This is a genomic window from Photobacterium sp. Hal280, assembly GCF_037162255.1.
Classification (GTDB): Bacteria; Pseudomonadota; Gammaproteobacteria; order Enterobacterales; family Vibrionaceae; genus Photobacterium.
Genome location: NZ_JARLUO010000005.1, coordinates 105,721 through 128,008 on the forward strand (window position 1 = coordinate 105,721; position 22,288 = coordinate 128,008).

18 protein-coding genes and 1 pseudogene are annotated in these 22,288 nt (G+C 53.6%); 10 read left to right on the forward strand and 9 right to left on the reverse strand.

Annotated elements, in window-relative coordinates:
- Positions 1 to 65 precede the first annotated feature (65 nt).
- From P4S53_RS09530 to P4S53_RS09555, 6 genes and pseudogenes are all read left to right on the forward strand, one after another.
- Positions 66 to 1,043, forward strand: a complete 978-nt coding sequence (locus P4S53_RS09530; RefSeq protein WP_027250469.1) for an ABC transporter permease — start codon at positions 66 to 68, stop codon at positions 1,041 to 1,043.
- A gap of 2 nt (positions 1,044 to 1,045) precedes the next feature.
- The gene (locus P4S53_RS09535) at positions 1,046 to 1,987 is read left to right on the forward strand and encodes an ABC transporter permease (RefSeq protein WP_337112499.1); all 942 of its coding nucleotides are present in this window, start codon (positions 1,046 to 1,048) and stop codon (positions 1,985 to 1,987) included.
- A 363-nt stretch (positions 1,988 to 2,350) separates the two neighbouring features.
- Positions 2,351 to 3,607 (forward strand): ABC transporter substrate-binding protein, encoded by a 1,257-nt coding sequence (locus tag P4S53_RS09540; protein WP_442958655.1) that lies wholly within the window; start codon positions 2,351 to 2,353, stop codon positions 3,605 to 3,607.
- Between the two features lie 66 nt (positions 3,608 to 3,673).
- Positions 3,674 to 4,602, forward strand: a pseudogene (locus P4S53_RS09545) (carbohydrate ABC transporter permease).
- Positions 4,595 to 5,461, forward strand: coding sequence for a carbohydrate ABC transporter permease (locus P4S53_RS09550; protein ID WP_337112500.1), 867 nt, complete (start codon positions 4,595 to 4,597; stop codon positions 5,459 to 5,461). Before P4S53_RS09545 ends, P4S53_RS09550 begins: the two are co-directional and overlap by 8 nt.
- Before the next feature lie 5 nt (positions 5,462 to 5,466).
- Positions 5,467 to 6,579, forward strand: coding sequence for an ABC transporter ATP-binding protein (locus P4S53_RS09555; protein WP_337112501.1), 1,113 nt, complete (start codon positions 5,467 to 5,469; stop codon positions 6,577 to 6,579).
- A 74-nt stretch (positions 6,580 to 6,653) separates the two neighbouring features.
- Here the strand turns inward: P4S53_RS09555 and P4S53_RS09560 are convergent, their stop codons facing one another.
- Positions 6,654 to 8,021: a YjiH family protein gene (locus tag P4S53_RS09560; protein WP_337112502.1), complete on the reverse strand. Its 1,368-nt coding sequence runs from the start codon at positions 8,019 to 8,021 to the stop codon at positions 6,654 to 6,656.
- A gap of 363 nt (positions 8,022 to 8,384) precedes the next feature.
- On the opposite strand from P4S53_RS09560, the gene traF reads away from it, so the two are divergent.
- Together traF and P4S53_RS09570 are read left to right on the forward strand one after the other, a co-directional pair.
- A complete protein-coding gene (gene traF, locus P4S53_RS09565; protein ID WP_337112503.1) occupies positions 8,385 to 9,626 on the forward strand; it encodes a conjugal transfer protein TraF in 1,242 nt (413 codons plus the stop codon).
- Positions 9,627 to 9,990: 364 nt separating this feature from the next.
- On the forward strand, positions 9,991 to 10,515 hold the full coding sequence (locus P4S53_RS09570; protein WP_337112505.1) for an AidA/PixA family protein: 525 nt from the start codon (positions 9,991 to 9,993) through the stop codon (positions 10,513 to 10,515).
- A 94-nt stretch (positions 10,516 to 10,609) separates the two neighbouring features.
- On the opposite strand, the gene mdtI is transcribed toward P4S53_RS09570, so the two are convergent.
- From mdtI to P4S53_RS09585, 3 genes are all read right to left on the reverse strand, one after another.
- Positions 10,610 to 10,939 (reverse strand): multidrug/spermidine efflux SMR transporter subunit MdtI, encoded by a 330-nt coding sequence (gene mdtI / locus P4S53_RS09575; protein WP_161459327.1) that lies wholly within the window; start codon positions 10,937 to 10,939, stop codon positions 10,610 to 10,612.
- The gene (locus P4S53_RS09580; RefSeq protein WP_337112506.1) at positions 10,936 to 11,340 is read right to left on the reverse strand and encodes an SMR family transporter; all 405 of its coding nucleotides are present in this window, start codon (positions 11,338 to 11,340) and stop codon (positions 10,936 to 10,938) included. The genes mdtI and P4S53_RS09580 overlap by 4 nt, the downstream gene beginning before the upstream one ends.
- A 195-nt stretch (positions 11,341 to 11,535) precedes the next feature.
- On the reverse strand, positions 11,536 to 12,465 hold the full coding sequence (locus P4S53_RS09585; protein WP_337112507.1) for a LysR family transcriptional regulator: 930 nt from the start codon (positions 12,463 to 12,465) through the stop codon (positions 11,536 to 11,538).
- A 235-nt stretch (positions 12,466 to 12,700) separates the two neighbouring features.
- On the opposite strand from P4S53_RS09585, the gene P4S53_RS09590 reads away from it, so the two are divergent.
- Positions 12,701 to 13,444, forward strand: coding sequence for a helix-turn-helix domain-containing protein (locus P4S53_RS09590; RefSeq protein ID WP_337112508.1), 744 nt, complete (start codon positions 12,701 to 12,703; stop codon positions 13,442 to 13,444).
- A 29-nt stretch (positions 13,445 to 13,473) separates the two neighbouring features.
- On the opposite strand, the gene hemB is transcribed toward P4S53_RS09590, so the two are convergent.
- From hemB to P4S53_RS09605, 3 genes are all read right to left on the reverse strand, one after another.
- A complete protein-coding gene (hemB, locus tag P4S53_RS09595) occupies positions 13,474 to 14,448 on the reverse strand; it encodes a porphobilinogen synthase (protein WP_442958656.1) in 975 nt (324 codons plus the stop codon).
- 242 nt (positions 14,449 to 14,690) lie between these two features.
- Positions 14,691 to 16,046: a glutathione-disulfide reductase gene (gene gorA, locus P4S53_RS09600; protein ID WP_337112510.1), complete on the reverse strand. Its 1,356-nt coding sequence runs from the start codon at positions 16,044 to 16,046 to the stop codon at positions 14,691 to 14,693.
- A gap of 197 nt (positions 16,047 to 16,243) precedes the next feature.
- Positions 16,244 to 17,083, reverse strand: coding sequence for a 23S rRNA (adenine(2030)-N(6))-methyltransferase RlmJ (locus tag P4S53_RS09605; protein ID WP_337112511.1), 840 nt, complete (start codon positions 17,081 to 17,083; stop codon positions 16,244 to 16,246).
- A gap of 191 nt (positions 17,084 to 17,274) precedes the next feature.
- On the opposite strand from P4S53_RS09605, the gene prlC reads away from it, so the two are divergent.
- Entirely contained in the window at positions 17,275 to 19,317 is a 2,043-nt protein-coding gene (gene prlC / locus P4S53_RS09610; RefSeq protein WP_337112512.1) for an oligopeptidase A, read from the forward strand.
- 77 nt (positions 19,318 to 19,394) lie between these two features.
- Here prlC and gppA read toward each other — a convergent pair whose 3' ends face one another.
- Both gppA and rhlB read right to left on the reverse strand, forming a co-directional pair.
- Entirely contained in the window at positions 19,395 to 20,888 is a 1,494-nt protein-coding gene (gppA, locus tag P4S53_RS09615; protein ID WP_337112513.1) for a guanosine-5'-triphosphate,3'-diphosphate diphosphatase, read from the reverse strand.
- A 14-nt stretch (positions 20,889 to 20,902) separates the two neighbouring features.
- On the reverse strand, positions 20,903 to 22,213 hold the full coding sequence (rhlB, locus tag P4S53_RS09620; protein WP_337112514.1) for an ATP-dependent RNA helicase RhlB: 1,311 nt from the start codon (positions 22,211 to 22,213) through the stop codon (positions 20,903 to 20,905).
- Between the last annotated feature and the right edge of the window lie 75 nt (positions 22,214 to 22,288).

The following is a 22,288-nucleotide window of genomic DNA, read 5'->3' on the forward strand; positions in this document are numbered from 1 at the left end:
ACCTGTCGTCATTCAGGCTCCGGCGTTGGCCGGGGCCTGATTATCGATGTCTAAAGAGGCAAGAAATGTTTACGTTTTTGGTCAAGCGCCTGGTGCAGGCACTGGTAGTGATGTTTGTGATCAGTCTGGTGGCGTTTGCTATCCAGGACAATTTAGGCGATCCCCTGCGTGAGCTGGTGGGACAGTCGGTGTCCGAAGCCGAGCGAGATGCGCTGCGGACTGAAATGGGCCTCAACGATCCCTTTATGGTGAAGTACGGCCGCTTTATTTCGAAAGCTGTTCAGGGGGATTTAGGGAACTCTTATTTCTTTAAACGTCCGGTGGTGGACGTGATTCTGGACAAGCTGGTAGCCACACTGGAACTGGTGTTTGCTGCGTCTCTGATTATTGTTGTGGTGTCGATCCCCTTAGGCGTTTATTCGGCCATCCACCCCAACAGCGCCCTGACGAAAGTGATCATGGGCTTTAGCATCGTGGGTATCTCTATTCCGGTCTTTTTGACCGCCATTATGCTGATGTATGTGTTCTCCATTGAATTAGGCTGGCTACCGTCGTTCGGACGGGGCGAAACGGCCAATGTACTGGGCTGGAACTCAGGCTTCTTTACGCTGGATGGTCTGGCGCACCTGGTGCTGCCGAGCATCTCTCTGGCATCTATCATGTTGCCGCTCTTTATCCGTCTGGTGCGTTCTGAAATGCTCGAAGCGCTGAGCACTGAGTATGTGAAATTTGCCCGTGCCAAAGGTTTGGCGCAGAACAAGGTGTATTATCAGCACGCGCTGAAAAATACCATGCTGCCGGTGATCACCGTCGGTGGGGTGCAAATCGGGACTATGGTGGCTTACACCATCCTGACCGAAACGGTATTCCAGTGGCCGGGAACGGGTTTTCTGTTCCTGGAAGCGGTTAACCGGGTCGATACCCCGTTGATTACCGCCTATGTCATTTTTGTTGGTCTGATCTTCGTGGTGACCAATACCCTGGTTGACCTGTTATATGGACTGATCAACCCAACTGTGAACCTGACTGGCAAAGGAGCGTAAGCATGACGACCAAGACGACTGACGCGCCTTCACGTTGGCAGCGTTTTCTGAATTCAGATTTCATTTATTTCTTTAAGAAAGACAAAGTGGCGATTGCCAGTTTTACTGTGTTTATGCTCTTTGTGCTGACGGCACTGTTCGCCCCTTTGCTGTCGCCCATGAATCCGTATGATCTGAACAGCATTGATATTATGGACTCAGAGCTGGCACCGTCATGGATGGAGTTTGGCGACGCCCGCTTCCTGCTGGGTACCGATGATCAGGGCCGTGATATTTTGTCGACCATTATCTACGGGCTGCGCATTTCACTGGCCATCGGCCTGTTTGCCGTCGCCCTGCAGCTGTTTATCGGCATCATCGTCGGACTGTGTGCGGGTTACTTCGGCGGCCGGATCGACAGCTTCCTGATGCGGATTGCCGATGTCCAGCTGTCGTTCTCGACAATGATGGTGGCGATTATCGTGTCGGCCATCTTCAAAGCCAGCTTTGGCAGCGACTTTTACAGTCAGTACGCCATCGTGATGCTGGTGGTGATTATCGGGATTGCAGAATGGCCGCAGTATGCACGGACGGTGCGGGCATCTGTGCTGGCAGAGAAGAAGAAAGAATATGTTGAAGCCTCCCGGGTGATGGGCCTGAAATCAATGCGCATTATGTTCCGCCATATTCTGCCGAACTGCCTGTCGCCGATCCTGGTGATCTCCACGGTGCAGGTGGCCAATGCCATCATGTCGGAAGCGGCGCTGTCTTTCCTGGGGCTGGGCATGCCGGTTGATCAGCCGTCACTGGGCTCACTGATCAGTATCGGCTTTAACTACATCTTCTCGGGTTCCTGGTGGATCACTGCGTTTCCTGGCATTGTGCTGGTGACGCTGGTGCTGGTGATCAATCTGCTGGGTGACTGGCTGCGAGATGTCTTTAACCCGAAGGTCTACAAAGGCTAGTTCCGACGCACAGAAGCTGACTTTCTTCACAACCCCTGCCACGGCAGGGGTTTTTTTATTCCTCCCGTAATCCGCCCGGTTGATCAGCGCCGCAATGCACCCAAGCCATGGGGTGAAAGCCGGGCTCCCGCTGAATGTGAATTTTTCTTTATTTTTCAATTTCTTAATTTGTAAGTAAATTGATACAAACTGCTTACACGTGCTTACCAAGCACTCAGTGACTTACAGACTCTCACAATGAATAATTGATAAACAAAAAGTTAACAAATCAGTAACAACTCGAGTGCCTGTCCATCAGGGTGAACGGTGCCGGGATGCGGCTGTTTGGCAACGACAATAATAGTTATCCAGGGAGGATAAAACGTGAAAGGTCTGAACAAAACACTGACGGCGGCAACCTTTGCCGCGCTGTTAACGGGACAAGCACATGCCGGCAATGTTGAGGTGCTGCATTACTGGACCTCGGGTGGTGAAGCGGCAGCGCTGGCTATCTTGCAGAAGATGATGAAGGAGGAAGGTCACAGCTGGACAGACTTTGCGGTGGCCGGTGGCGGGGGTGAAACGGCGATGACAGTGCTGAAATCACGTGCCATTTCGGGAAATCCGCCTTCGGCTTCCATGATTGCCGGCCCTGAAATTGCTCAGTGGGGTGATCTGGGTGTGCTGGCCAAACTGGATGACGTCGCGACCAGCGAGCACTGGGATGCTCTGCTGCCAAAAGCTGTGGCCGAAATTCATAAATATCAGGGCAGTTATGTGGCGGCGCCGGTGAATGTCCACCGGATTAACTGGATGTGGATAAACAAGCCGATTCTTGATCAGGTGAACGGCGGCAAAGTCCCACAAAACTGGGATGAGTTCTTCGCCTTTATGGACAAGGCCAAGCAGGCCGGTTTTATTGCTTTTGCCCATGGCGGGCAGGACTGGCAGGACGCCACTGTGTTTGAACAGGTTGCGCTGGGAGTCGGCGGCGATGACTGGTATCGCCAGGCTTTTGTGGCGCTGGATAAGCAAGCGCTGAGTTCTGACACCATGACTCAGGCCTTCGCGACCTTTAAAAAGCTCAAATCCTACATGGATCCCGGCATGCCGGGGCGTGACTGGAACCTGACGACCGCGATGGTGATCGACGGCAAAGCCGCTGTGCAAATCATGGGGGACTGGGCAAAAGGGGAGTTTGCTGCTGCCGGTAAACAGCCCGGCAAGGATTACCTTTGTGCCACCGTGCCGGGCACGCAGAATGCGTTCAACTTCAATGTCGATGCTTTCATGATGTTTGCGCAGAAAAGCAAAGAGGCGCAGGCGGCCCAGCAGGATTTGTCCCGCTTGCTGGTGTCGAAGGAATTTCAGGAGGAGTTTAACCTGAAAAAAGGTTCGATTCCGGTGCGCCCTGATGTGTCACTGGCCCGCTATGACAGCTGCGCCAAGCAATCAATGTCTGATTTTCAGGCCAGTGCAAAATCCGGCTCACTGGTGCCGAGTTTTGCGCATGCCATGGCCATGGAGCCTGCCGTCAGCGGGGCGGTGTATGACGTTGTGACCAATTACTTTAATGACAACGACATGACCGCGGATGCGGCCACATCGCGTCTGGTGTCGGCTATCGAGCTGGCGCAGTAATCCCCGTCAGTAACAGCCGGTACCAAAGGGACCGGCTTTCCTGCCTATTTTGATAAGAGCCACGTTATGACGATTGGAACTCAAGCTCAGCCACTGTCGGGCGCGCCGTCACGGGAAAGTCTGGCTGACAAGCTGCAAGCCGTGTTGCCGAAGATAGTGCTTGCGCCCTCCATGGTGATCACTTTGGTGTTTACCTATGGATTTATTGTGTGGTCGTTCGTGTTGTCTTTCACCAACTCCCGCATGCTACCGAACTATGACTTCATCGGTCTGAGTAATTACAGCAAGCTGTTCAGCATGGATCGCTGGACGGTAGCCTATACCAACCTGTTTATTTTTGGTTTTCTGTTTATTGTGATTGCCATTTGTGTGGGCACCCTGCTGGCGATCTTGCTGGATCAGAAAATACGGGCCGAAGGTGTACTGCGGACCATTTACCTGTACCCGTTTGCGCTGTCCCTGATCGTGACAGGCACTGCCTGGAAATGGATACTCAACCCTCAAATCGGCATTGAGAAACTGATGCACGATATCGGCTTGACCCAGTTTCAGTTTGACTGGCTGGTGGACAAGGACATGGCGATTTACACCATCGTGATTGCGGCGGTATGGCAGGCCTCCGGTTTTGTAATGGCCATTATGCTGGCCGGGTTGCGGGGGTGGATACTTCGATCATTAAAGCGGCGCAGATCGATGGCGCGACCATGCCGACGATTTACCGTCGCATCATACTGCCGATGATGCGGCCGATCTTCTTCAGCTGCTTCATTATCCTCTCGCATCTGGCGATTAAAAGTTTCGATCTGGTGGTGGTGCTGACAGCCGGCGGTCCTGGTTACTCGAGCGACTTACCGGCCACATTCATGTATCAGTACGCATTTGGCCGCAATCAGATTGGGATTGGCTCGGCCAGTGCCATGATCACCCTGATGGGCTTTATTGCCATTCTGATCCCCTATCTGTATTCCGAACTGAGGAAGAAAAAGCATGGTTAAGGCCAATTGGAGCCAGCACGCCGGGCGGGCTTTGACATATCTGGTGCTGGCAATCTTTGCACTGTATTTCATCATGCCGTTGTTGGTGATGGTGTTTAATTCGCTGAAAGAACTGGCAGAAATCCGGACCGGGAATCTGGTACTGCCACCCCAGTCACCGACGACTGAGGCCTGGCAAAAAGCCTGGTCATCGGCCTGTACTGGGCTGAGCTGTGAAGGGGTGTCTGCGTACTTCTGGAACTCATTCAAGATCACCTTACCGGCCGTGGTGCTGGCGTCAGCCATCGGCGCGATCAATGGCTATGTGCTCTCGAAGTGGCGTTTCAGGGGCAGTGAAGTGTTTTTTGCGCTGATGCTGCTGGGCTGTTTTATTCCCTTTCAGGCCGTCTTGCTGCCGATGGCACAGACGCTGGGTTATCTCGGGCTGGCAAATTCGGTCCCCGGCCTGATTCTGGTCCATACCATTTACGGGATTCCGTTCACAACGCTGTTTTACCGCAACTATTACGTGGGGTTGCCGACTGAGCTGATTTCCGCCGCCAAGCTGGACGGCGCCGGTTTTTTCCAGACCTTTTACCATATCGTGTTACCGCTCTCAGGCCCGATCATCGTGGTCACCCTGATCTGGGAGTTCACCAATATCTGGAACGATTTTCTGTTTGGTGTGGTGTATTCCGGCCCGGCCTCTCAGCCCATCACCGTGGCTCTCAACAACCTGGTCAACACCAGTCACGGTGTGAAGGAATACAACGTGGATATGGCAGCTGCGATTATTGCCGCTATCCCGACCATTTTTATCTACATCATCTCCGGTAAGTACTTCCTGCGTGGACTGGTTGCCGGTGCAGTCAAAGGATAATGACAATGTCGAGCTTACATATCAAAGACGTCAACAAGCATTATGGCGATTATCACGCGCTGAAAGATATCGATATCAAAATAGACAGCGGTGAATTTCTGGTGCTGGTGGGGCCGTCAGGCTGTGGTAAATCGACGCTGATGAATACCATCGCCGGACTGGACACGATCAGTGAAGGTGCCATTCTGTTAGGAGATCAGGACGTGACACATTTGTCCCCCAAAGACAGGGACATCGCCATGGTCTTCCAGTCTTACGCGCTGTACCCCAGTATGACGGTGCGTCGCAATATCGCCTTCGGTTTAGAAATGCGCAAAGTACCTCAGGCCCAGATTGCTATCGAAGTGGACAGGGTGGCGACTCTGCTGCAGATCGATCATCTGCTCGACCGCAAGCCGGCCGAGTTGTCGGGCGGTCAGCGCCAGCGGGTTGCCATGGGGCGTGCATTGGCCCGGGAGCCGCAGATCTACCTGTTTGATGAGCCGCTCAGTAATCTGGATGCCAAACTCAGAGTGGAAATGCGCACTGAAATCAAGAAACTGCATCAGCGGTTGAAAACCACCATCGTATATGTGACCCATGATCAGATTGAAGCCATGACGCTGGCCGACCGGATTGCCGTGATGAAAGACGGCGTTCTGCTTCAGCTCGCCAGCCCGGAGCAGATTTACAACAACCCGGTCAATATGTTCGTGGCGGGCTTTATGGGGTCACCGTCGATGAATTTTATCCGCTGCTACCTCAGAGCACTCCATGACGGCTTTGCTATAGAGCTGCACAACCGGGACGGCGAGCGGGTCAGTATTCCTTTACCTGACAGAGCAAACGATCTGTCAGCCTGGGTCAATCGCGAAGTGATACTGGGGATTCGGCCGGAGCAGATCCGTCAGGCAACGGCGAATCCGCCAGCCGCGTGGGAACGGTATATCTGTAATCGACTGGACGTGGTGGAACCGACGGGGGCAGATACGCTGGTGGTCACCCAGTTCAATGATCAGGAGGTGACCGCCAGACTGGACCCTGAAAGCCAGCCTGTATCGGGACGTGATTTCTCATTCGCGATCGATGTGAGCAAAGCGGTGCTGTTTGATCCGGACAGCGAAGACCGAATTTATTAAGTGGTCAGCGATGCAGGAATAAAAAAAGCGGCTGATTTCAGCCGCTTTTTCATGTGCAGTGTTTAAGGCTGAACTCAGAAAATCAGGTGAGCCATCAGCGCAATCACCGGCAGGGTCACCAGGGTACGCAGAATGAAAATCACGAACAGCTCCCAGGCTTTCACCGGAATCTTGCTGCCCAGCAGCAGAGCACCGATTTCAGACATATAAATCAGCTGTGTTACCGACAGTGCCGCAATCACGAAACGGGTCAGATCGCTCTGAATCTCCGTTGCCAGAATCGCCGGCAGGAACATATCGGCAAAGCCGACCACTATGGTTTTGGAGGCTTCAGCGGCTTCCGGAATTTGCAACAGTTCCAGCAACGGAATAAAGGGTTTACCCAGCCAGTCGAACACTGGCGTGTTCTCGGCAATCAGCAGTGCCAGCGTCCCGATGGCCATGACAACAGGCAGGACACCAAACACCATATCGACAGCGGCTTTGACACCGTCGTTGACCACTTTACGTAAGCTGGTGACTTTATTGGCGCGCTCGAAAGCTTTTTCCAGACCAAAGCTCAGCACCGTGTGACCGTCAGGCAGCGCATCCATGTTGGCATCGGCCGGTGTACCGCACACATATTCATTGCGCTTGCGGCTCAGAGGCGGCAGACGCGGCACAACAATGGCTGCCACCACACCTGCCAGACACACAGTGGCGTAGAAAGGCAGGAACATGTGTTCCAGGTTAACCTGCGCAATCACCACCAGGCTGAAAGTAATCGACACCGCAGAGAAAGTGGTACCGATAACCGCGGCTTCACGTTTGGTATAAAAACCTTCTTCATATTGTTTGCTGGTCAGCAGCACACCGACACTGCCGTCAGCCAGCCAGGAGGCCAGACAGTCAATCGCTGAACGGCCCGGCAGATTGAACAGCGGACGCATCACTTTGGTCAGCATCGCGCCGAAGAATTCCAGCAGGCCAAAGTTGGTCAGCAAGGGCAGGAAAAAGCCCGCACACAGGAAGACCGCAAACAGCACGGGCAGCAGGTCGTTCAGCACCAGGCCGCCGGTATTACCGTCAAAGATAGCAGCCGGTCCGACTTTAAAAAACGTCAGAATGGCAAAGGTCGCGCCCAGCAATTGAACGATGTACCAAGGCAGGCTTGGCTTAAACAGATTGGCAATAAAAGGTTTACGTTCAATAAAACGGGGTTTGGTGAGGCGAACCAGGGTCGAGCAAAGCGCCGTCAGGGTAATGACGGTGGTGACGATGGCCGTCAGGCTACCTTCAAACAGGTTCTGGATTGCTTTTGCCATCAAGGCAATAGGGATGGTTATCTCTCCACCTACGGTGATTGGTGCCATAAACAGCAGCACACCGATGAATGATGGCAGAATAAACATGAGCCAAGGCGCTTTACGCTGGTTTGCGCCAGTTATCACTTGTTCTGACATGATTGACCTTTAAGTAACTGATACAACGTGTTTTTGTGCTGAGTTCAAGGATTTTCTCAGCATGAACATGCAGTTATTATTAATATAATCGTGCCGAAGGTTACATTTTTTATCACTGCAATGGAATACTTCTCTGAAAGAATCATCTAATTATGCATTGTAAATTAGACGTTATGATAAGTTACTCACGTTTAACAACGATATATCTTGCATTACATTTTTCGCTGGTATTGGACGGCTGGCAAGATTTGTGCAGCACTTCACTGTTATTGATATTGTCATTGTTAAGCGCAAAACCGCTTATATAATGGGCGCTTCTTGATACTTTTTTGACAAGTTCACAACAAAAAAACACCAATACTTATGAAGATAAAATTGCAGGGACTTTCGCTGGCAGTGGCTACGGCTTTGTCAGTCAGTACATTTTCAGCTCAAGCGGCAGTCAACGGTGCGGATGCACGCAGTGTTGCCATGGGCGGCACAGGGGTGGCATCAGCGAGTTATCTGACGGCCAGTTTTTATAACCCGGCACTGGTGGCCCATTACAATAAGACCGATGATTTTGGCGTGTTATTGCCCGCGGTAGGAATCAGCATTCATGATCCGGATGACCTGAACCAGAAAGTGGAAGATTTTCAGGATGTGAATGATGAGCTGGAAATGGCAATCAATAATAGCGGCGGCAGCCCGGTTTCAGATTCATTAATCAATGAGTGGAAAGCGGCGCTGATGGCTATGGATCAGGGAAAACTTAAAGCTGACATCAGTTTCGGTGCTGCCGTTGCTGTTCCCAACCGCTACCTGAGCATGAGTTTGTTTACTCAGGCGCAGATAGTGAGCCTGGCACAAGCCAATATTGATCCCGATGATTTGGCTGGCGTGAATGGCTCGAATCCGCCGGATCTCGACAATCTTCAGTCTGATGTGCTGGGTATTGCCGGGGGCATTGTTGATGTCGGTTTAACCCTGGGCAAATCGTTCGAATTGCCAATTGTAGCCTTGCCGGATCAGAAGCTGTCTGTGGGTATCTCACCTAAAATCCAGCAGCTGATTGCCGTGAGCTTTCAAAATACCGTCAGCCAGTTTGATAACAGTGACTTCGATTTTGAAAACGAATATCAGGATGATTCTGCCTTCAATCTGGATATCGGTCTGGCGTATCAGCCCATTCCGAGTGTGACCGTCGGTTTCAGTGGCCGTAACCTGTTCAAGCAGGAGCTGGAAACCAATACGCCGGAATCCCCCGCAGGTCAGCCGGGCAAATTTACCAGCAAAACCTTGCTGGTTGAGCCGAAATACACCTTGGGCGCGGCATACAGCAACAGCTGGTTTACTGCTGCCGCTGACGTGGATCTGACGGAGCAGAAGTACTTCAAAGAGTTCGATCTGGCGACGCAATATGCGCGTCTGGGGATGGAGCTGAATGGCTGGGACTGGGTACAGTTCCGTGCCGGTTACAGCCTGAGCCTGACGGATTCCGCTGAAGATACCATGAGTGCCGGTATCGGCCTGAGCCCGTTTGGCGTCGTCGCGGTGGATCTGGCGCTGCAATACGGCCAGGACAATAACTACGGTGCGGCCCTGCAGTTCGGCTTTACGATGTAATCACCCGGAAATGTATCGTGCGCAGCCCGTTATTCATTTGGCGGGCTGTGTATATGACAAGTGTATTAATTACATTGTATTTCCGTAACGGTTCCAAAAATAAAACAATGCCAAATCAATGTTTATAATCACCTGAAATAAAAAGTAAAAATAATTCCCGCTTTTTTGTGATTCATTAGAATTCCCCAGAATATTAACTAACCTCATAAGCAATGAAGTGAATCTTCATTTCTTGGCGACATAACAAAGGAAATAAAGAGTCGATCTTTATTTTATCGTTCCCGCTATTTTTTAATCGTACTGATTCTTCTGTTCAGTGTGCGATGAAAAGGGACGTCACCATAAAAATATGAGGAACAACGTCATGGCTAGTATTAACAAAGTCGAAATCGTCATCGACTGCGAAGCAATTGAAAATGGTGCACAGGGCTATCAAGCGGTTCAGATGTTTGCTGATCCCAGCCTGGTCATCGATAACTCACAGGGCTCTTATGAGCTGAGTATCAAGGTCAATAATGGCGATGTGATTCGCTGGTCTGCGTTTCCGAAAGTGACTATCGCGGAAGATGGCAGCCATTATTCCGTCCTGATTGATGCTGAACACGAATGGAACAGTACTTTGATCAAAGGCTGGTCGGCTTATCAGGGCAATACACAGGTTTATGTCTATCAGGAAGACGGCATTCCGATGAATGACAGCGTCAATGTGCCCTTTGTCCGCCAAACGGCCTACATGCCCTATGTTCAGGCGACTGCCACATTACCGGGTCGTCCGAATCCGGGCACTCAGCAAAAAGCGGCGTATACATTCTGGGTGCAGGTGTTTAAAGATGACCAGCTGATTAAAGAAATTAACTGGGACCCTTATGTGACTGCGGTTCAACCCTAATTACTTTTGATAACACCCAATAGCGAGCGTCATTTTTGCTCGCTATTGGATTTTATTTCTTCTTTATTGATTCAAGTCTTTCATCTTTAGGCCTTTAGGCCGTTTTCATGACAACCACAGCAGCAATCACCACAAATATTCCGGCCCAACCGAGTGGAGACAGGCGCTGCTGAAATAAGACTGAGCCACCAATGGCTGTACCCAGAATACCGATGGCACCCCACGATGCATAAGCGACCGCTAAATCAATCTCTTTTACGGCCTGAGCCAGCAGCGTAAAGGCACACAAAACCAGCGCGATGGACAAGCCTCCCCAGAACTTGTGCTTGAAGCCGTTCGAACGGGTCAGCGCCATGTTGGCGGCGATGTCGACCAACGCCGCCAGCACCACAAAACCGAATGACAGGGTAAAAAACTGATTCATGATCGACTCCGATCAGAGATAGCGGCAGAGGCATCGCGCGGCATCGCGGGCTCAGATGGACTGGCTCGCTTGCCTGACTCTGCTTCCCCCAGAGTCACCATCACAATACCGGCCACGGCCAGACCCAGGCCAAGCAGCTCCTGATTGTTCAAGTCCGCTTGAAACACCAGGATGGAAACCAAAGTGATCAGGGTAATGCCCAGTCCTTCCCAGACCGCATACGCCACACCGATGGCGATTTTTTTCGCCGCCAGCGAGAGAAAGAAATAAGACACAGTGATCAGGAGATACATCACCCCGTATCCCCAAAGTGAATTTTCCTCTCCGATCAGATTCATGGTACTGGTGCCGGCGACTTCAGAGGCAATCGCCAGCAGCAGAAAGATTCGTGCAAGAAACATCATTCACCTTTAAATGAATTGAATTAAATGCATAACATTGAAGAGCATGAGGCCCCGCCAGCAGGAAAGAGAAACGTTGGAACCGTACTTTTGAAGACCGTGCAGTCAAATGTTATGACGTAAGGCCAGCTTAGCCTGCGGCACTGGGTCTGGACAGGTAATTGAGATATTCATTTTTGAATATCTCTTGGTGGATCAGAGCGGGTGTTTGAAGAGGTTCTTTACAATACGATGTAAATGCTGATGCATGGGGTGATTTCTGTTGGTTTGTAAAAAGCCGCCTGAGATAACAAAGTCACTGAATTCCCGGTTGACCGCAGGCATAGGATAGGCCACCAGATCCGGAAAAAGCCGGATAGAGCTTTTGCTGGCGTACATGATGGCGTCGGTATTGCGCAGCATCTCGGCCGCGACGCGTAAGCTGTAGGTTTTGAGCAAGACATTCGGCTGATAGCCCATCCGCTGATATTCAGACTCCACGGTACACAGCGGGTTGTATGACGCGGGGGCCGGCAGAGACACAATCGGCAATTGCGCGACGGCCTCCCAGTCGTTGCTGTCTTTATCCAGCGACAGGCTCGGGTGGTTGTGCCGGGCCAAAATCATCCGCTTTTCCGTAAACAGCGGCCGCATATAGATGTCGTTCGACAGCTCGGTTTCCTGATCCAGAATGCAGTAATCATGCATACCTTCGAGCATTTCACTCTGGCTGTTATTGTTCCAGCTGGAAAAGGAAAACGTCGCGCGGGGAAAGGCCTGGTAACAGCCGCTCAGCAGGCGTGCGCCCTGTTCATCCAGCAGATACGGGTCGATGACCAGCGAGAGCTGGCCGTCATATTCCAGGGCACTGAAATCCTCAAACTCGTGCAGCACCTTGGCAATGGGCGCCAGGATGTTGTCGAACTCTTCAGCCAAGCGCAGCGCCATGGGAGAAGGCTCGACACCGTGCGGCTTGCGCACGAACAGCGGGTCGTTGAACGTGGTCTTCAATCGGGCCACCCCGCGGCTGGCACTGGGCTGAGAGATCCCGAGCTGTGCCGCCGCGACTTTAATGCTCTTGTGATCAACCACCGCCTTGAGCAAGCGCATAAGGTTGAGATCCAGTGTATCGAGCTGATGGGCCATGCAGACACCTGATTGATAAAGATAAAGTGGTTTGATGATTGTAATGGCTTGCGGCGCTCGGGTCACGGGGAACGCGAGGCAGATTGGATGCCGGTAGTCTTTGACGCACTCAATTCGGGCAGAAACGGCAGTCCCCGTTCATATGACGAATGAACGGACATGAAAGACTGGATCAAGAGGCCTGTGAAATGGTATTTGTTGCATACTATTTCTGTGTCTATCCAATCGAACCTACATGGATATTGAATACTTTATCGACCATCCCATGATTCCGTTCCCGGAAGGTTGCTTAGTGGTCAAGAATCAGCACCATCAGATTGTGGCCAGCAACCCTGTTCATCTGCAACTGTCGGGGAGAGAGCATCATTCAGAGCTGATCGGCCTGACGGATGATGATATGCCCTGGCACCAGGCTGCGTCTGTATTTCAGATGTATGAGGATGATGTGATGCGAGGCAGGCAGTATACCCTCTGTTATCTGATCCGGGACGCAGCGGGCCGCTTGCACCATTTTCTGATCCGGAAAAATATAATCCTGAATGCAACAGGCTGTATCAGCGGGACCGTCACGCATGCAATCCCTTTAAAGTCCACCCAAATGGCGACCGATTTTCGGTTTCATCGTTTGGATCTCTGTGGCATCAAAGATGAGCGGCTGCGGCAAGTCTGCTGTTGTCTGTCGGATAATCCGGCCAGTCCGCAGTCTCTGCAGGCGTGGGCGGCACAGGTGGGGGCTTCGCCTCGGACCCTGGCCCGGTTATTCCAGGCTGAACTGAGCATGACCTTTGTTGGTTTTCGTCAGACACTGCGCATCTACCGCTCCTTGCCGGATGTGCTGCATGGCAAGCCGCTGAGCCGCGTGGCACAGGACTTCGGGTACAGCACGCAGTCAGCTTATTCAAAAATATTCAAGCAAATCATGGGCGTGTCCCCGAAGCGCTTTGTGACGGAGGCGGTTTCCCCGGCCTCCTTGTCATGACATCAGTGGCAAGCCGGGTGCGGCGCAGATCAGTTCACCGATGCTGATTCTTTCAGCCATTGCGCTATTTGGCGGGCGAAATAGGTCACAATTATGCTTGCGCCGGCACGTTTGAAGCCCAGCATGGTTTCCAGCACGGCTTGTTTCTCATCGAGCAATCCGGCCTGGGCCGCGTGCTTGAGCATCGCATACTCGCCGCTCACCTGATAGGCAGCCAGCGGTAAATCGGTGTGTTCTCTGAGGTTTTTGAGGACATCCAGATAAGGCGTGCCCGGCTTGACCATTAAGATATCAGCGCCTTCTTCCTCATCCAGCCGCGCTTCGATCAGCGCCTGGCGACCATTGCAGGGATCGGCCTGATAGGTCTCCCGGGTGCCATGCAGGGTACAGTCGACCGCACTGCGAAACGGGCCATAAAATGCCGAGGCAAACTTAATGGCGTGCGCAAGAATGCCGACCTGCGTGAATCCGGCTTCATCCAGTCCGCGGCGAATCGCGCCGATCTGACCATCCATCATGGCCGAAGGTGCCAGCATATCGGCACCGGCTTGGGCTGCAGCGATGCACTGTTTGACCAGATTATTGACGGTCTGATCGTTGTGGACATCCTGATCTGTAATTACACCGCAATGCCCGTGGGTGGTGTACTCACAGAAACAGATATCCGGGATCACGATCATTTCGGGTTGTGCCTCTTTAATCTGCCGGATCATCCGGCAGAGCAGGCCATCCGGATCCCAGGTATCGCTGCCGCAGTGATCTTTGTTGTGGGAGATGCCAAACGGCATGACATAGCGAATCCCCTGCGCATACAGCGCCTCTATTTCCTGCCGGATGGCTGATTCCGGGATGCGCTGAATCCCCGGCAGCGCGGCTATCTCTTTCGGCGATGTGATGTTTTCTTCAATAAACACCGGCTGGATCAGATCGCGGACAGAGAGTGTGTTTTCGCGAACCAACTGGCGGATCAGGGCATTGGTTCTCAGGCGTCGTGGCCTTTTCATCAGAGTATTTGGCATGGTTGAAACCACCGGAACGGGTAGGAAATGAATACGTCCCAGCATGCCGGACGCCGCGGTTCCCGTCTTCTTCAGATCAGACAGTTTTGGGTGCAATTGGGACAGCCGCGAACCAGACAAGGGCGGCGGAGAGTGAGGAGCTCAGCACCATAAAAAAAGCTATACACCCCAAGGGTATATAGCTTTCTATGATCAGTGTGGTGACTCGCTGAAGGTGATCTGGCGAATTAACGCATGGTCACAAACTCTTCCGAGCCGGTTGGGTGGATGGCAACCACGCTGTCGAAATCGGCTTTGGTGGCGCCCATCTTCATGGCAACGCCGAAGCCCTGGATCATTTCGTCCACGGTATAGCCGATGCCGTGCAGGCCGACTACGGTTTCTTCCGGACCGGCGCAGACCAGCTTCATCTTACAAGGCTGACGGTTGCTGGTGACGGCTGTGTACATCGCGGTAAAGCCGGACTGGTACACTTTCACGTTGTCTTCGCCGTACTGTGCAATGGCTTCCGGCTCCGTCAGGCCGATGGTGCCGATAGGCGGGTGGCTGAAGACCACGGTTGGCACCAGTTTGTAGTCCATTTTGGCGTCTGGCTTATTGTTGAACAGGCGCTCAGACAGCTGACGGCCGGCTTTCACGGCCACTGGGGTCAGCTCGATGCCGCCGTCCATGATATCGCCCACGCAGTAGATGCCCGGCACATTGGTCTGCTGGTACTCATCGACTTTGATGTAGCCTTTGCCTGTGGTTTCAACACCGGTCGCTTCCAGGTTGATTTTGTGTGTCACCGGGTTGCGACCGATGGCCCAAATCAGCAGGTCGGTATTGTGTGACTCGCCGTTTTCAAAATGCAGTGTGACCGTGCCATCGGCTTCTTTGACCACTTCTTTTGGCACTGAGTGGGTGTGCAGGGTCGGGCCTTCGTTGTTCATGACTTCAACCAGGGTATCGACAATCAGCGGATCGAAGCTGCGCAGCGGCGACTCTTTCCGTACGAACAGGTGGGTGTCCGTGCCCAGCGCGCTCAGCACACCGGCAATTTCGACTGCGATGTAACCGGCGCCGATCACGGCGGTGCGCTTTGGCTGTTCGGTCAGCTCGAAGAAACCGTTCGAGTCGATCCCGTGCTCTGCACCCGGGATGTCCGGAATGGTCGGCTCACCGCCAACGGCGATCAGAATATGATCGGCAGTGAAATGCTGGCCGTTCACTTCTACAGTTTTGGCATCGACGAACTTGGCGAAACCATTGATCACTTCAATCTTGTTTTTGCCCAGCACGTTGTCGTAAGCCTGATGGATACGGCCGATGTAGGCTTCACGGCTTTCAACCAGGGTCGCCCAGTTGAAGTTTTTCACGTCCACGTCAAAGCCGTAATCTTTGGCATACAGATGCATGGCTTCTGCAATCTGAGCGCCGTGCCACATCACTTTTTTCGGTACACAACCGACGTTGACACAGGTGCCGCCCAGGGCTTTGGCTTCAATCAGCGCCACTTTTGCGCCGTACATCGCTGCGCGGTTAGCTGATGCAATCCCGCCGCTGCCGCCACCAATACAGATGTAATCAAAATGCGTTGCCATGACTGTTCTCTCTATGCTGTGAAATCTTAGCTGGACGACAGTGTATACCTAAGTCGCCTTCAGATGCTAGGTTCGGCGAAACGGACGTCTTTGCCGTGGAATCGGTGGCGATATTGACGCCGGGAAGAAGGGAAGGGTCAATCATTCCGGTGCAGGCCATGCCTGGCTGTGCACCGGATATCATCAAACGGCAGGGATTATTCCGGCACCACCCAGCGCAGTGTGGTGTGGCCGCGGGTGGGCGCAATCACAGATTGCAGCCAGGGCAGCAGGGCAGCCATCTGGCTTTCCAGCTTCCACGGCGGGTTGATGACGATCATGCCGGAGGCTGTCATGCCGCGCTCTTCAGTATCGGGTTCGACGCCCAGCTCAATCTGCAGAATATTACGGATCCCCAGATTCTCCAGTCCTTCCAGCATGGCGTCGATATTGCTGCGGTACACCACAGGATACCAGACGGCATAGGTGCCGGTTGCCCAGCGTTTGACGCTCTGGCCGATGGCTTTCACCACGTCCATGTACTCATGTTTGAGCTCGTAGGGCGGGTCGATTAAGACCAGACCGCGGCGCTCTTTGGGCGGCAGGCTGGCTTTAAGGCGGGCAAAACCGTCCTCTTTGTAGATACGTACCTGACGATCGCCGCGAAATTCCTGCAACAGCAGCGGGAAATCGGTTGGGTGCAGTTCGGTCAGGATCATGCGGTCCTGTTCACGGATTTGCGCGCGGGCCACCTTGGGGGAACCCGGGTAGTAGCGCAGGGTGTCGCCCTGGTTCAGCACCTGAATCGCCTTGAGGTAAGAGGTCAGTTCCTCAGGCAGATCGTCGCGCTGCCACAGGCGGGCAATGCCTTGCAGGTATTCGCCGGTTTTCTCGCTGCGCGCATCCTGCAGATCATAACGGCCGACACCTGAATGGGTGTCGTGATACACAAAAGGTTTCTCTTTTTGCTTGAGCGCATCAAGGATCAGGCTTTGGACGATGTGTTTGATCACGTCAGCATGGTTGCCGGCGTGGAAACTGTGGCGATAACTCAGCATGGGTTACTCTGTGGTGGTCGACGAAGGGCGTTATTATGGCGTAATCCGGCGGATTATGCAGCGGGATTGTGGTCTGTCATCCTCTCGGCCACTAAAATAGAGTGAACTGCGAGCCTAAATTGCGCCAAGGGATTGAAAATCACCTGATGCAGACGCATTTCTTCAGGAACCTACTTCAAAAGGATACGCTGATGTCGAACCCATTACTGACCATGACGGATCTACCCCCGTTTTCACAAATCAAACCCGAACACATCTTTCCTGCGGTTGAGCAGGCCATCAAAGACTGCCGGGCCAAGGTAGAAGAAGTTCTGGCCAGCGGCGAGACTCCCAGCTGGGACAGCATCTGTGCACCGCTGGCGGAAACCGATGATCGCCTGGGCCGGATCTGGTCACCGGTGGGGCACCTGAACGGGGTCAAAAACAGCCCGGCGCTGCGTGAGGCTTATGAAAGCTGTCTGCCAATGTTGTCGGACTACAGCACCTGGCTGGGCCAGCACAAGGGGCTGTATGAAGCCTACAAAAGTATCCGTCACAGCGATGCCTTTGCCACCTTGTCGCAGGCGCAGAAAAAATCCATTACCGATGCGCTGAAAGAGTTCGAGCTGTCGGGCATCGGCCTGCCTGCGAGCGAACAGCACCGCTATGGTGAAATCAGCAAGCGCTTGTCAGAGCTGTCGTCCGCATTCAGCAACAATGTGCTCGATGCCACGATGGGCTGGAGCAAGCTGATTGCTGATGCCGGCGAGCTGTCGGGTCTGCCGGAGTCGGCTTTGCAGGCGGCGGCGGCCGCCGCAGAAGAGAAAGGGGAACAGGGCTATCTGTTCACGCTGGAAATTCCTTCCTACCTGCCTGTGATGAGCTACTGCGATAATCGCGAACTGCGCCGCGAAATGTATGAAGCCTTCGTGACTCGGGCGTCGGATCGCGGTCCGAACGCGGGCAAATGGGATAACAGCGAAATCATCGCGGAGAAACTCAAACTCAGCCATGAACTGGCGCGTTTGCTGGGCTTTAATAGCTACAGCGAGAAGTCGCTGGCCACCAAGATGGCGGAATCCACCGATCAGGTGCTGGGTTTCCTCAATGATCTGGCCGCCCGCGCCAAGCCGCAGGGTGAACACGAAGTGGCGGAGCTGCGCGAGTTTGCCCGCAGCGAGTTCGGTGCCGATGCGCTGGAACCCTGGGATATTCCTTATTATGCCGAAAAACTGAAACAGCACAGATACAGCATTTCCGATGAGCAGCTGCGGCCGTATTTCCCGGAGCAGAAAGTGGTATCGGGCCTGTTTGAGGTGCTCAAGCGTGTCTTTGGCATGACGGTGGCAGAGCGTGAAGGGGTCGATGTCTGGGATCCGAGTGTCCGTTTCTACGATATTTTCGATGCCAATGGCGAGCTGCGCGGCAGTTTCTATCTGGATCTCTATGCCCGCGAGCACAAGCGCGGTGGCGCCTGGATGGACGAGTGCATTGTGCGCCGCGTGCGGCAAGACGGCAGTCTGCAGCATCCGGTGGCCTACCTGACCTGCAATTTCAACAAGCCGGTCGGCGGGAAGCCAGCGCTGTTTACCCACGACGAAGTGGTGACTCTGTTCCACGAAACCGGCCACGGGATCCACCATATGCTGACCAAGGTCGATGAGTCTTCGGTCTCTGGCATCAATGGCGTGCCCTGGGATGCAGTCGAATTGCCGAGTCAGTTCCTGGAAAACTGGTGCTGGGAAGAAGAGGCGCTGGCCTTTATTTCCGGCCATTACGAAACCGGTGAGCCTTTGCCGGCTGAGTTGCTGGAGAAAATGCTGGCAGCCAAGAATTTCCATTCGGCGCTGGGCATGCTGCGTCAGCTGGAATTCGGCCTGTTCGATTTCTCCCTCTACACCAATTACGATCCGGAAACGGGCGCGCAGGTGCTCGATACGCTGGCGGCGATTAAACGTCAGGTGTCTGTGCTGCCAAGCCCGGAATGGGGCCGTTTCCCGCACAGCTTCAGCCATATCTTTGCCGGCGGTTACAGCGCGGGTTACTACAGTTACCTGTGGGCCGAAGTGCTGTCATCCGATGCTTACTCCCGTTTCGAGGAAGAAGGGATTTTTAACCCGCAAACCGGAGCCGATTTCCTGGCCTGTATTCTGGAGCGCGGCGGCAGCGAAGAGCCGATGGATTTGTTCAAGCGCTTCCGCGGCCGTGAACCTAAGATTGATGCCCTGCTGCGCCACAGCGGCATTACCGGTTAATCATCTCTGCATCCGATCAGAAAAGGCTCCCATTGGGAGCCTTTTTATTGTGCGCTGTTGCGAGGCGGCCGGTTTGACTATCCTTCGCTGCTGAGATGCAGCGGCCAGCCGAGATCGCTCTGGCGATGGGCTTCCTGCTGCAGCTCTGCCTCGGTCAGCGGATTGGCTGCCAGCCAGGCCTTCGGCAGGATCAGGGTGAGCTGATTGTCATCGACCGTCAGGTGCGCCGGTGGCTGGTGCTGGCCGTCTCGCCGGTGGCAGAGAATGACCGCCAGACGCAGCAGGCGCAAGATACGCACGGCGTTGAGTGCGGGGATCGCATGCTGTTCCGGCAGGCTGGTCAGGGTGTCCCTGTGCCTGCGCAGCAACTCGCCCAGCAGGTGTTTCTGCGCGCGGGTAAAACCGGGCAAGTCCAGATGCTGGATCAGGTACGCGGCATGATCGCCGCTTTGTTTGAAGCCGATCCCGGTGCCGATTTCGTGCAAGATGGCGCTGGACTGGAGCAAAGCGCGGGTCTGTTCATCGGTCTGCCAGACGGGCTGACAGTCCGCCAGTAAGGCCTGGGCGGTATCGGCCACGGTTCGGGCGTGTTCGGTATCCACCTGAAAACGGTATTGCAGGCTGTTGAGGGTTCTGGCCCGTACATCGTCGTGACGCATCTGGCTCATCATGTCATACACCATGCCTTCGCGCAGGGCGCCGCCGGCCAGTGTCATGGTCTGGATGTCCAGCGATTCAAACAAGGCGATCAGAATGGACAAACCACTCGGAAATACTAGAGCCCGCTCTAAGGTCAGCCCTTCGATATCCAGGTCTTCCAGGCGTTCATACTGCATGGCCTGACGCTGCAGACGCTTGAGTTTCGTCAGAGTGATCAGCTCATCCATACCCTGGGCAACCATGATTTCCTGCAGCGCCTGTACGGTGCCGCTGGCACCGACACAGTGCTCCCAGCCCAGTTCGCGGTAGGGAGCGACGATAGGCGCAATGGCTTGCTTTGCCGCCAGGATGGCCGCGTTGAAATTCTCGGCGGATAGGTATCTGTCTTTGAAGTAGCGTTCCAGCCAGGTGACACAACCAATTTTCAGGCTGGTCAGTGCCTTGGCATCAAACCCTTCACCGATAATGACTTCAGTACTGGCCCCACCGATATCGACGACCAGGCGTTTACCCTGACCGCCAGAGGTGTGTGCAACGCCCTGGTAGATAATGCGTGCTTCCTCTTCACCAGGAATAATGTCGATGGGGTGTCCCAGTATACTGACGGCTCTGGAAAGAAAGTCTTCGGCATTCACAGCGGTGCGCAGTGCCGCGGTACCGACAATACGAACCCGCTCGGCCGGAATATCCTGCAGGCGTTCGGCAAACATCGCCAGGCATTCCCAGCCGCGCTGCATGGCTTCCTGGCTCAGTTCATTCTGGCCGTTCAGGCCGGCTGCCAGCCGTACTTTGCGCTTGATTTTAGCCAGTGTATGCACACTGCCTGCGACTTCACGCACGATCCACATGTGAAAACTGTTCGAGCCAAGGTCAATGGCTGCATACAGCGGGGATACGACACAACTTTCCATAGCGTCTTCTTCAGTTACTGTGTTTTCTGTGGTGAACGACGGCGGTTATTATTGCGCTGGCGTCCCTGTCCTTGTCCCTGACGGGAACCACTGTTGCGACGACCACCGCTCTGGCGAGGTGCTCGCTGGAATTTGACCGGTGGCGGCAGATCATCCAGCAACGCTTCGGCATCGTATTTCGACTGCGGAATCGTGTGCTCGATGTAGGTTTCAATTGCCGTCAGGTTAATGGCGTATTCTTCACAGGCAAAGCTGATGGAATGACCGCTTTCACCGGCACGACCGGTACGGCCAATACGGTGAACATAGTCTTCGGCATCGTCAGGCAGATCGTAGTTAAAGACGTGCGTGACCTGAGGAATGTGCAGACCGCGAGCCGCGACGTCGGTAGCGACCAGAATGTCGACTTCACCCTGGGTGAATTGCTCCAGAATGCGCACGCGTTTTTTCTGCGGTACATCGCCGGTCAGCAGGCCAACACGGTGGTTATCGGCTTCCAGGTGCGCCCAGATATCTTCGCAGCGGTGTTTGGTGTTGGCAAAAATGATCGCGCGATCCGGCCAGTCTTCTTCGATCAGGGTCTGCAGCAAACGCATTTTGTCCTGATTTGACGGGTAGAACAGCTCTTCCTGGATACGGTGACCGGTTTTTTGATCAGGCTCAACCACCACGCTTTCCGGGTTGTTCATGTGCTCGAACGCCAGCTCTTTGACCCGGTAGGACAGGGTGGCAGAGAACAGCATGTTCAGGCGCGCTTTCGGACTTGGCATGCGGCGGAACAGGAAACGGATATCCTTGATAAAGCCCAGATCGAACATCCGGTCGGCTTCATCCAGAACCACAACCTGAATGCTGCTCAGATCGATGACACGCTGCTTGTAGAAATCGATGATACGACCACAGGTGCCGATCAGAATATCGACGCCATTTTCCAGGTGCTGCTTCTGTTTTTCGTAGGCTTCGCCACCATAAGCCAGACCAGCGGTCAGGCCAGTGCTTGCCAGCAAGGGGGCAGCATCATTGTAAATCTGAATTGCCAGTTCCCGTGTAGGTGCCATAATAATTGCACGGGGCTGATTGGTTTTTCGCTCCTCGGATGCTGGGTTCAGCATCAAATAGTTAAAGGTCGCTGTCAGGAAAGCCAGGGTCTTACCAGTCCCTGTTTGTGCCTGACCAGCAATGTCACGGCCGGAGAGCAATACCGGCAATGCCAGGGCCTGGATAGGGGTACAATTATGAAACCCTTTTTCTTCCAGTCCTTGTAAAACCATGGGGTTTAGTCCCAGGTCGGCAAATTTCTGCTCTGTGATATGAGTCGTCTTCATTCGTATAGAATATCAGCTTAGGGTTGCAATACGAAACGTATTCAATTCAAATAGGGCATCGATTTGCTGGTTAAA